Raw genomic sequence first — 11418 nt, 5'->3', positions numbered from 1 at the left:
GATGCCGTTGGCCCGTGAGGATCCACCCCTCTTTACCCTCACGTGCGTGGGTGGGACGCGTTCATTTCATTCTCCTTGCTCATCGGAGGCGGACGAGGCGGCCAACGCCGTTGACGCAACCGGCGTTCGCGCATGTCGGCACGTTCGCCCGACATGCGCGAGCGCGGCCGCCGTCGGCGCTTCACGCTCGTCCGGCCGTCGTCAGCACATTCCGCCGTTCGCGCGTACGACCTGGCCGTTGATCCATCCGCCCTGCGGGCTCGCGAGGAACGCGACGACGGCCGAGATGTCCTCCGGCTGCCCAAGCCGCTCCATCGGATTCATCTTCTCCATGCGCTCGATGAGTTCCGGGCTCTTGCCGGCGAGGAACAGCTCGGTGGCGACCGGCCCCGGTGCGACCGCGTTGACGCTGATGCGGCGACCGCGCAGTTCCTGTGCGAGCACCTGCGTGAGCCCTTCGACCGCGCACTTCGTCGCGATGTACACCGCATAGGTCGGCAGACGCACGCCGGTCACGCTCGTCGTCAGGTTCATGATCCGGCCGCCGTCGCGCACGCGGCGCGCGGCTTCGCGGCACACGTTGAACGCGCCCTTGAAGTTGATGGCGACCGCTCGGTCGAACGTCGCGTCGTCGAATTCGGCGATCCGTGCCTGAAGCATCACGCCGGCGCTGTTGACGACGACGTCGACGCCGCCGTATGCCTTTTCCGCCGCATCGAACATCGCGATGGTGGCCGCCGGATCGGCGATGTCGGCCTTGACGAGCAACGCATCGCCGCCCGCCTGGCGGATGCGGGCGACGACTTCTTCCGCCGGCGCCGCGTTGCTTGCATAGTTGACGACGACCTTGAACCCGTCGTGCGCGAGGCGAACTGCGATATCGGCGCCGATGCCGCGCGACGAACCGGTAACGATGGCGATCTTGTCGGACGATTGAGACATGGGTGCTCCTTCAATGAAGGCCGGGCGGCTGCGGACGCGGCGCATCGCGGCCGAGCCCGGACGGGTGGATGATCGATTGCGGGTGAAACGGCGCGCGTCACGCGCGATTCGACGTCGGGACGTGCGGCGACAGAAGATCGGACAGCCCGACGCGATGCAGCATCTCCGCGCGCAGCCGGTCGAGCACCGTAAAGCCGACGTTCGCGCCGTCTTCGGTCGGATCGATGTGCACGCGAAACGGCCGCTTGCCGGCAGGCGTCGCGACGACGTCCACGATGGCATCGGCGACGAGGCTCGCGTGCGCGTGTGCCGGCACGATCGCGGCGAACGCTTCCTGCACTTCGCGGCCGAAGTCCGCATAGGGTCCGGCGTCGTATTCGGCCGCACGCGCGGCGTCGGCCGGCGCGCTCGCGTGGGCGAAATGATTCGTGCCCTGCGTGAATGCGCCCGGCACGACGATCGACGTCTCGATGCCCCAGCGAGACAGTTCGCGCGCATACAGCACGGCGATCGCGTCCATCGCGGCCTTCGCGCCGAAATACGGTGCGAGGTACGGCGGCGTGCCGCCAGCGGCGCTGCTGCTCGATACCCAGATCAGCAGTCCCTCGCGCCGGCCGCGCAGGTGGGGCAGCACGGCGCGGTTCACACGCTGGGTGCTGAGCACGTTGATGTCGTACAGCTGCGCATACTGCTCCGGCGTGAACGCTTCGGCCGGGCCGAATGCCATGTGGCCGGCATTGTGGATCAGCACGTCGATGCGGCCCGCTTGCTCGATCACCTGCGCGACGGCGCGATCGATCGACGCGTCGGACTGTACGTCGAGTTCGAGCGGGCGCAGGTCGATGCCGGCGTCGCATGCGAGTGCGTGCAGCTGTTCGCGCGCCGGCGCATTGCGCCCGCCGATGTCGCGCATCGACGCATAGACGGTGTGGCCCGCGCGTGCGAGCGCCTCGGCCGTCAGCCGGCCGAAGCCGCTGGACGCGCCGGTGACGAGTATGACTTTGCTCATGATGGATGCCCTCCGTAGGCAAGTGAACGTGACGTTGCGCAATGCTATGCGTCGCGGCCGACGGCCCAGCGCTGCTCGAACCGCCCGACCTTCCAGATCGCGATCGACACGGCCCAGGTGGCGACGAACAGGCCGACGATCGCAAAGCCGAGATCGTTCAGATCGAGCGTGGCGAGCCATGTGCCGGCCGCACCGTGCGTACCCAGTGCGCGGTTGAGCAGGCCGAGTACCTCGACGGTGCCGATGACGAGCGCGACGCCGATCGAGAGACCGGTGACGACCAGGTTGTAGTAGATCTTGCGAACGGGCCGTGCGAGGGCCCATCCGTACGCGACGTGCATGAACGAACCGTCGATCGTGTCGAACAGCAGCATGCCGGCCGCGAACAGCACGGGCAGACAGAGAATCGCGTACCACGGGAGACCCGACGCGGCGCCGGAGCCGGTCAGCACCAGCAGCGCGATCTCGGTCGCCGTATCGAAGCCCAGCCCGAACAGCAGGCCGACGAAGTACATCTGGCCCGGCTTGCGCACGATGCGCATCAGCGGGGCGAGCACGCGGGCGACGAGACCGCGCGACTCGAGGCGCCGCTCGAGTTGGGCTTCGTCGTAACGGCCCGTGCGCATCGCGCGGAACGCCGCATACAGGTCGTAGAACGCGGCGACGTTGAGTGCCGCGATCGCGTAGAGAAAGACGCTCGATACGACGGCGCCGAGCACGCTGGTCAGCGCGCGCAGCGTCGATCCGGCGTCGACCACATGCGCGGACAACGAGCGCATGCCGAGCGAGATGAGCACGGCGAGCCCGAATACGACGCTCGAGTGCCCGAACGAAAACCAGAAGCCGACGCTCGCCGAGCGCTGGCCTTCACCGAGCAGCTTGCGCGTGGTGTTGTCGATCGCGGCGATGTGGTCCGCGTCGAACGCGTGGCGCATGCCGAGCGAATACGCGGTGATGCCCGCGCCGATTCCGAACGCACGGGAACCGACGCTCAGATGCTGCGGGACGATCAGCGCGATCAGCGTACCCCAGCCGACGACGTGCAACAGCACGATGAAGGCGACGATCGCGATCGCGGAAAGATCGATCGACGTGATGCGATGTCGGTGTGCCCGGTCGGTGCCGGACGGCGGGAGATGTCGACGTGCAAGCATGGCAGCCTCGTCAAGGGGAGCTGCGCGCCCGGCGACTCGCGGACGCCGGACGCGGGAAACGCCGGACCGGCGTCAGGCTTTCGGAACGTACGGGAACGTGGACGACGGCTTCGACGTGACCGATTCCTTGCCGATTCCGAGGCGGATCGGCGTGTTCGACGCGATCGTGAACATCACGTCCGGCGCGTTGTCGGTGAGCGATCGCCCGTTCCACTCGGCCATGCCGAACACGGCGGGCGTGCCGATCGTGTACGGCAGGACGTTCGGCAGGAACCGATGCGCGACGGCGGTTGCATAGCCGACCGGATCTTCGGCGGTGCCGTTCGCGCGCACCGCGCCGGCCACCGATGCAATCACCGTTTCGCCGTATGTCGCGAAGTCGTCGGCGGGGCGTCCTGCGTTCAGCCGGTCGCCGAGGTCCTCGTTGTATTGCGTGAAGAGCGGATGAATCATCGGCAGCCCGACGCGATTGATCGATCGCCAGCCGCCGGCGTCCGTCGCGAGGGTCGCCACTGCCCATACGCCGACCTTGCGGTTCGCGTCGGCATTCGCGAGGAGCTCGGCGTCGGGCACTTCGAGCACGATCGAGTAGACGGTGTGGCCCGCGAACAGGTTGCGTGCATCGCCCGGCTGCCACGTACCGAGGTCGAGCGGGGTGCCATCCTGGAACGCGTGGCCGACCGCATGCAGCACGTCGGGTTCGATCCAGAACGGATCGCCTGCCTTGCCGGCCCAGACTCGCGTACCGGACGGCGCGGTAACCGCTTCGTCGGTGCTGCCGCGCGCGACGAATTCGCCGTCGGCATGCGGATCGGTGGCCGCCGCACCCGCGATACGGCGCAGCTCGAAGCGCTGGCGCCCGTGCGTATCGCGCGCGTCGAAGCGGATCCGGTACGTGAGCTCTTCGATCGCATCGCCGTTCAGATCGAGCTTGAATTCGTAGAACCCTTCGGGGTGATAGCCGGGTGTCGGCACGTCGCCCGCGATCGAGTGGCAAACGTTGATCGCCAGCACCGTTCCCGTCTCCCCGCGAAAGCAGTAGAGGTCGGTGATGTCGAGGCGAATGTCCTGCCGCGCGAGCGGGGAGTCGAGATGATGTGACATGGTTCGATCCTGTCCGAAGTGGGGCTGCGGGTGGGCAGACGTGCCGTATCGCGCGATGCGCGCCGGCATGGTCTTCGACGCTTTTCAGCGGAACGTCGGACGCTTCGATCGACGATGCGTCGGACGACAGGCAGATTCTGGAAGGGAGCAGGGCAGGGCGCTGTCGGCGAACGGCGGGCGTTTGCGGAATCGCACGACGGCGGCGTGGCGGCGGCCACCGCCGGAAGCGGCGTTCAGCGTCGTACGGCGGGCGTTCGCGCGTCGGCCGCGCGAACGGCGGCAAGCGCGACCAGCGTGACGGCGGCCGATACGAACACGTATGCGCCAGCCGCGCCGTGCGTGCCGGCCCACGCGTTCACGGCCGCGACGACGAACGGCGCGGTGCCGCCGAACAGCGCAACGCCGGTCGCATAGACCACGGAGAGGGCGGCCGCCCGGCCGTGCGCGGGGAACATGTCGAGGATCGCGACGATGCTCGGCGCGCCGGCGAGTGCCGACAACCCGGCGAACAGCGCGACCACGCCGAGCAGCGCGAGCGGATGCGCATGGACGGCCGCGAAGTGGAATGCCGGCAGGACGACGGTCATCGTCAGCGCGCGGGCCAGCACGATGGTGCGGATGCGGCCGATCCGATCGGCAAGCAGGCCGCCCGCGATCGACAACGCGAACGTCACTGCGCCGACGGCCGCGGTCGTCACGAACGATGCATGCGCGGATGGCGGCGGCCCTGCGACGCCGAACGTCGTCGTATAGGTGGCGACGTAGGTCGGCACCGTGCCGCCGAAAATCAGTGCGATCGCGAGCAGCCATCGGCCGCGATGCTGCCGGAGCATGCCGCCGAACGCGGTCGTTGCGGTGCGCCGTTCCCACGTTTCGTCGATATGGCGGCGCAAGTAGATCTGCACGGGAATGAGCGCGGCCGCGAGCGCGAACGGCACGCGCCATCCCCAGCGCTCGATCTGCGCGGCGCTCAGCGTCGCGTACAGCGCGATCCCGCAGGCGCCGGCGGCGGCCAGCGCGAGCCCCTGCCCGGCCATCAGCCAGCCCGCGTACGTGCATGTGCGCCCGGGTGGGCACCGCTCGATCAGCAATGCGCCGGACGCGCCCATCTCGCCGCCCACGGCAATGCCCTGCAGGATCCGGCACAGCAGCACGGCGATCGGCGCGGCGATGCCGAGCGTTGCGTAGCCCGGAATCACGGCGAGCCCGAACGAGCCGGCCGTCACGAGCGCGGCGCTCAGCAGCAGCGCCGGCTTGCGTCCTGCGGCATCCGCATGGACGCCGATCGCGATCGCGCCGAGCGGGCGCGACAGGAACCCGGCGGCGAAAGTGCCGAGCGACAGGAGTGCGGCGTAGGCGCCGGCAACGTGCGGGAAGAACGTACGCGTGATGAAGGCTGCGTAAACGGCGTACGAGAAATAATCGAAGAATTCGAGCGCGTTCGCCGCGACGACCGTCGCGAGGAGCCGGCGCTCGGATGCGCGCCGCTGCGCGGTGGCGGCATCGGCCGCGCGCGCGGCGCCGGCGGGCGGTTTCGCGCGGTGCCGGCTCAATCGTCGGTCCGGCCGGGAGCCGGTCCGGCACCGGCCGCCGCGTGCACGGACGAAGGCAGCGTGAAGCAGATCTTCGTGCCGTGCGGGCCGGTGTCGCCGATCCAGATCGTGCCGCCGTGCGCTTCGACGATCGATTTCGAGATCGGCAGGCCCATTCCCATGCCGTCGCGCTTGGTGCTGGAAAACGGCTGAAAGATCGCGTCGCGCGGCGCGCTGGCGATTCCGCAACCGTTGTCGGCGACTTCGAACAGCGTATGCGTGTCGTCGTAGCGGCCGGCTCGCACGCGCAACAGCCGCTCGCGCGCGTCGGCGGGCGCCGCGTCGATCGCGTGAATGCCGTTGATGAGCAGGTTCGTCAGCACTTGCTGGAGTTGAATCCGGTCCGCATGCGCCGTCGCGCCGGCGGCGACTTCCGCGGCGAGCGTGATCGTATGCGCGCTCGCTTCCGATGCGACCAGTTGCATCGCGGAAGCCACGACCTCCGCGCAGTCGAGGTCCACCGCTTCCACCGGCGCGCCGGCCAGGAACCCGCGCAAGCGCCGGCAGATGTTCGCCATGTCGTCCGTCCACCGCGATGCGTGGCGAAAGGCGGCGGTGGCTTCGGCGACGTCCGGCTCGCTGCGGTCCAGCCATCGGACGGCCGCGTCGAGCGCCGTGCGGATCGCACCGAGCGGCTGGCCGATCTCGTGCGTGATCGACGCGACGAGCTGGCCCATCATCGACACGCGGGCCGTGCGCGCGAGCTGCGCGCGCAGCGCGTCGAGCCGTTCGCCGTTCTCCTTGTATTCGGTGACGTCGAATGCGTAGAAATGAAGCCGGCGGTATGCGTCGTCGTCGGCCGGCAGCGAGCAGCGCCAGACGATCGGCACTTTCCTGCCCGTCAACGTGGAGAGCGTACGCTCGCCCTGACACGACGAACGGCCGGCGAACATCGCATGCAGGACCTGCGAATTGCTGAGCCGGCTGGCCGGCAGCAGTTGCCCGGCCACGGCGAAAAACGCTTCCTTCGATGCCGCCTCGAACAGCGACAGCGTTGCGTCGTTCGCGTCGACGAACGCGTGCAGCCGACGCATTTCGTCGATGACGTCGGGATGCGCGTCGAGGTAGGCGTCGAGATCCGTCACGCCGCGCGCCTTCAGCGTATCGATCCAGCGTTTGATGCCGGACCAGTCCTCGATCAGGATCGGGATCGGCGCGCGGCGGAACAGCGCGTCGACGCGTGCGTCGTCTGCGCGCATATTCCGATCGGGCATCGTGTCAACCGCTGCGTGAGGTTCGTTCATGGTGGAGTGCCACGTTGGCCGCGTGTTCGGGCGACGCCCCGCGACACGGGACATGCCATCTCGCCGAAAAATGCGCGCCGATTATACACAGACAAAATGGCCGGATTGCCGCGCGATGCCGCCGCCCGGTCGATCGCGAGACGCGCGAGGTTGTCGTGCGGAACGGAAATGCGGCCTGCGTCCGGAAAACTGGTCGGCCGCGCGATGCCGAGAATGGCTCGGATGCACGATGGCGCGATCGGCAAAGGGCCGGTGCGCGTGCCGTGCGACACCGCCGCATGCCCGCGATGGCGGGCGACAGCGGCCTTCTCGAAGGAGCATGAAAATGGCAAAGCGCGTACTGAAAGACGGCACTGAACTGTTTTACAAGGACTGGGGCACGGGCCAGCCCGTGGTGTTCTCGCACGGCTGGCCGTTGAACGCCGACGCGTGGGACGCGCAGATGATGTATCTCGCCGAGCGCGGTTTTCGCGTGATCGCGCACGATCGCCGCGGACACGGCCGCTCGAGCCAGCCGTGGACCGGGAACGACATGTCGCGTTATGCCGACGACTTGGCTGAACTGATCGAGTCGCTCGACCTGAAGGACGCGGTGCTGGTCGGTCACTCCACCGGCGGCGGCGAAGTGGCGCGTTACATCGGCCGGCACGGCACGCAGCGCGTCGCGAAGGCGGTGCTGATCGCCGCCGTGCCGCCGCTGATGCTGAAAACGGCCGCGAACCCCGGCGGGTTGCCGCTGTCGGTGTTCGACGATATTCGCAGCGGGGTTGCCGGGAACCGGTCGCAGTTCTTCAAGGATCTTGCGGTGCCGTTCTACGGTTTCAATCGCGACGGCGCGAAGCCTTCGCAAGGCACGGTGGACGCCTTCTGGTATGCCGGCATGCAGTGCTCGATCAAGAGCGCATACGACTGCATCAAGGCCTTCTCCGAAACGGACTTTACCGACGACCTCCGGCGCATCGACGTGCCGACGCTCGTCCTCCAGGGCGATGACGACCAGATCGTGCCGCTCGACGATTCGGGCAGGCTGACGGCCGAGATCGTTCGCGACGCGCGGCTGACGGTCTATCCCGGCGCGCCGCACGGGCTGTGCACGACGCATGCCGATCGCGTGAACGCGGATCTGCTCGCATTCATCCGCGCGTGAACGGCCGCCCCGCCTCGCGCGCGCAGGCTCGGCGCGCGGGCGGGCGGCGGGGTTCAACTGCCGAAGTACGGATTGCAGAAGCTGGCCGGTCCGACGCAGCTCCCGCCCTTCGCGACGGTGCGTGCGGCGCGGGTTCCGGCCGCGCTGCTGCCTTCGGGCGCGCCGCCATATCCCTGCACGAGCGCCTGCCGTGTGTCGTTCGCAGCGATTTTCGCTTCGGCGGCCTGGATGTCGGTCGGGTAATCCGCATTGGCGCCGCGCGACGGCAGATAGCCTGCCTGCTCGACGCGAGCGAGGTCGGCGCGTACCTGCGCACGCGTGACGGGCGTTGCGGCTTGCGCGTAACCGGCGGCGGGGATCAGCGCGCAGGCGCCGAGAATCAGTGAGACGGCGATGTTCTTCATGATGACGCTCCTTCGGATATCGATGGGGACAGTGACAATGCGTGCAAGCACGCCGGCGACGACCGGTGCTGCGTGACAATCGTTCGAGGCGGCGGACGGCGGGACGCGGCGAAGAGGGCGTGCCGGCTGCCGATCGATGGTCGACGCGTGCAATATAGGGGGCGCGCGCCGTGGATCGTTACGCGAACGCACGCAATCCTGCGGATTCGCCGGATCGCGAGCGGCGCCGGCCGGCCGCGCGCCGGTGCGCCGGCGGTCGTCGGCCCGGCTGCCGGCCCGTGGCGGGCGGGAACGGGCGGGCGCGAGCGCGACTATACGTACATATGATTTCCGCGGCCGATCGATTTCTCTAACATGGCTGGGGTCAGGGCGGCTGGTATCGCGCCGCCCACCGTACGATTTCGGCCGAGGGCCCGGGGTGTGCAGAAAAATCCGATCGTTTCGATTGTCGACGACGACGAATCCGTCCGTGTCGCAATGTCGAGCCTGGTGCGTTCCCTGGGCTGGACGGCTCGCCTCTATGCGTCCGCGGAGCAGTTTCTCGCGGCGGACGACATGGATGACGTCTGCTGCATTATCTCGGACGTCCAGATGCCCGGCATGTCGGGCCTGGAGATGTATCGCCGCCTGGTCGACCGCGGCATCGCGCTGCCGGTCATTTTCATTTCCGCGTACGCGTCGGATGCGGTCCGGCGGCAGGCGCTCGACGTGGGCGCCGTTTGCGTGCTCGGCAAACCGGTGGACGCGACCGAGGTGGCGCGTCGCCTGGAATCGGTGAAGCCGGGCGGGACCGATGCGGTGCGCTGATCCGTGTTTCCCTTTCTCGGTGCGGCACGCCGCGGAACGACGATGAGGCTCGACCGAAGCATCGGCAAGCCCTGGCGCGACGATGCACGCGTGCTGTACTCGTTGGCCGGCGCGCTCGCCGTGGCGATCTTCGTCGTCGACGTGACGCCGCTCGATATCGCGATCGCGGTGCTTTACGTGGTTGTCGTGCTGCTGGTCGCATCGGCCGGTTCGCAACGCGCGACGTGGGTGACCGCTTGCGCATGCATCGCGCTCACGCTGCTCGCGCTGTTGCACGACGAACGCTATTCGGGCGGCGCTCTCGCGCGCTGCGGGGCGAGCCTGTTCGCGATCGTCGCCACGGCATGCCTTTCGCTGCGCAATCTCTCGCCGACGGACGTGATCGAACGCGTCGCCGCACAGGATGCGCTCGACCGTCCCACCGCCGAATTCGTGCATGCGACGCACGTGACGATGCTCGGCGAACTCGCCGCGTCGATCGCGCACGAAGTCACGCAGCCGCTCGCCGCGGTCGTGACGGCGGGCGACGCTGCACTGCGCTGGATCGACCGGCCGGAACCGGATCTGGGTGAGGTGCGGCAATCCGTCGGCCAGATGATCCGCGACGCCAGGCGGGCGTCCGACGTGATCCGGCAGATCCGCGACATGGCGAGAAAACGCGCGCCCGAGCAGACGGCGCTCGATCTGAACGCCGTTGTGCGAGAATCGCTCGGGCTCGTGCGGCGCGAACTCGACGGTCAGCGGATCGACGTCGAAGCCGACTACTCGGCGTCGCCGCAGCGTGTGCGCGGCGACCGCGTGCAACTGCAGCAGGTCGTCATCCATCTCGTGACGAACGCGATGCAGGCGATGTCGGACGTCGAACCCGGCGCGCGCCGCCTGCGCATCCGCACGCATGCGTTCGACGAGCGACACGCGTGCGTCGTCGTCGAGGACAGCGGCACGGGGATCCGGCACGCGGATGCCGATCGTCTGTTCAGCGCGTTCTTCACGACCCGGGAGGATGGCATGGGAATGGGGCTGTCGATTTGCCGATCGATCGTCGAAGCGCACGGCGGCCATATCTGGGCGGACCTGCGCGCAGGTCCGGGCGCTGTCATGCAGTTCGTGTTGCCAGTCGAGGAGGAAACGAATCATGAGCACTGACGCGCAGGATTCGGCCGAGCAGGCGATCGTCTACGTCGTCGACGACGACGAGTCGATGCGCACGGCCGTCGACATGCTGCTTCGGTCGGTGGGCCTGCGCGTTCAGGTGTTCGCATCCGCGCACGAATTTCTCGCGTTCGACAAACCAGACGTGCCGAGCTGCCTGATCCTCGACGTGCGCCTGAAAGGCCAGAGCGGCCTTGCGGTTCAGGAGCAGATCGCGGCCGCCGACCTGCAGCTGCCGATCATCTTCATGACCGCATACGGCGACATAGCGATGTCGGTGAAGGCGATGAAGGCCGGCGCGATGGATTTCCTCGCGAAACCGTTCCGCGAACAGGACATGCTGGATGCCGTCTCCGCAGCGCTCGCGCGCGACGAGCAATGCAGGAGCGGGCAGCGCGCGCTCGCCGATCTGCGCGGCCGGTATGCGACGCTGTCGGCACGCGAGCGCGAGGTGATGGCGTTCGTCGCGAGCGGCCTGATGAACAAGCAGATCGCGGCCGAAATGAACCTCAGCGAAATCACCGTGAAGATCCATCGCGGACAGGCGATGAAGAAGATGGACGCGCGCTCGCTGGCCGACTTCGTCAAAAAGGCCGAAGCGCTGGGCATCGATCGGCCTACCGAGTCCGCCGCCGCGCCGAGGATTCGCGGAACCTGAATCCGGGTGCCGCACCGCGCCGGCCGCGTTCGGTTGGCACGCGCGCCTGGCCGTTCGAATCGACAAGCACGCTCGGGTCGCGAAACGATCCCCTCCATGCAAAGGGCATGATGGCTGCGCCTGCGAAACCGTTCGCTCGCGACATGCCCGTCACGCACTGCGCGCCGCGCAGCCACATGCGTGACGCGTCCTCCCACACCCGGAA

10 protein-coding genes and 1 pseudogene are annotated in these 11418 nt (G+C 68.2%); 4 read left to right on the top strand and 7 right to left on the bottom strand.

Annotated elements, in window-relative coordinates:
• Positions 1-201: 201 nt before the first annotated feature.
• The 6 genes from WS89_RS20730 to WS89_RS20705 form a co-directional block, all read right to left on the bottom strand.
• Positions 202-942, bottom strand: coding sequence for an SDR family oxidoreductase (locus tag WS89_RS20730; RefSeq protein ID WP_082741922.1), 741 nt, complete (start codon positions 940-942; stop codon positions 202-204).
• A 97-nt stretch (positions 943-1039) separates the two neighbouring features.
• Complete coding sequence (locus WS89_RS20725) at positions 1040-1951, bottom strand: SDR family oxidoreductase (protein WP_059793107.1); 912 nt, start codon at positions 1949-1951, stop codon at positions 1040-1042.
• Positions 1952-1995: 44 nt separating this feature from the next.
• Positions 1996-3105, bottom strand: coding sequence for a HoxN/HupN/NixA family nickel/cobalt transporter (locus WS89_RS20720; RefSeq protein WP_082741921.1), 1110 nt, complete (start codon positions 3103-3105; stop codon positions 1996-1998).
• A gap of 72 nt (positions 3106-3177) precedes the next feature.
• Positions 3178-4209, bottom strand: coding sequence for a DUF4331 family protein (locus tag WS89_RS20715; RefSeq protein ID WP_059793106.1), 1032 nt, complete (start codon positions 4207-4209; stop codon positions 3178-3180).
• Positions 4210-4442: 233 nt separating this feature from the next.
• Positions 4443-5762 (bottom strand): MFS transporter, encoded by a 1320-nt coding sequence (locus WS89_RS20710; protein WP_059793105.1) that lies wholly within the window; start codon positions 5760-5762, stop codon positions 4443-4445.
• A complete protein-coding gene (locus WS89_RS20705) occupies positions 5759-7000 on the bottom strand; it encodes a sensor histidine kinase (protein WP_257128191.1) in 1242 nt (413 codons plus the stop codon). Before WS89_RS20705 ends, WS89_RS20710 begins: the two co-directional genes overlap by 4 nt.
• 370 nt (positions 7001-7370) lie before the next feature.
• On the opposite strand from WS89_RS20705, the gene WS89_RS20700 reads away from it, so the two are divergent.
• Entirely contained in the window at positions 7371-8192 is an 822-nt protein-coding gene (locus WS89_RS20700) for an alpha/beta fold hydrolase (protein ID WP_059793103.1), read from the top strand.
• 53 nt (positions 8193-8245) lie between these two features.
• Here WS89_RS20700 and WS89_RS20695 read toward each other — a convergent pair whose 3' ends face one another.
• On the bottom strand, positions 8246-8596 hold the full coding sequence (locus WS89_RS20695) for a DUF4148 domain-containing protein (RefSeq protein WP_059793101.1): 351 nt from the start codon (positions 8594-8596) through the stop codon (positions 8246-8248).
• Between the two features lie 420 nt (positions 8597-9016).
• On the opposite strand from WS89_RS20695, the gene WS89_RS20690 reads away from it, so the two are divergent.
• The 3 genes and pseudogenes from WS89_RS20690 (at position 9017) to WS89_RS20680 (ending at position 11213) form a co-directional block, all read left to right on the top strand.
• Entirely contained in the window at positions 9017-9403 is a 387-nt protein-coding gene (locus WS89_RS20690; protein WP_156440579.1) for a response regulator transcription factor, read from the top strand.
• Positions 9404-9778: 375 nt separating this feature from the next.
• Positions 9779-10549 (top strand): annotated as a pseudogene (locus WS89_RS20685) (sensor histidine kinase); the annotation flags it as partial.
• Positions 10539-11213: a response regulator transcription factor gene (locus WS89_RS20680; protein ID WP_059793098.1), complete on the top strand. Its 675-nt coding sequence runs from the start codon at positions 10539-10541 to the stop codon at positions 11211-11213. The pseudogene WS89_RS20685 and the gene WS89_RS20680, both read left to right, overlap by 11 nt.
• Positions 11214-11418 lie beyond the last annotated feature (205 nt).

This window comes from Burkholderia sp. MSMB1072 (genome assembly GCF_001524725.1).
Taxonomy (GTDB): Bacteria; Pseudomonadota; Gammaproteobacteria; order Burkholderiales; family Burkholderiaceae; genus Burkholderia.
Note: the sequence above shows the minus strand (reverse complement) of the source record. Positions and strands in the feature narration are given on the sequence as shown.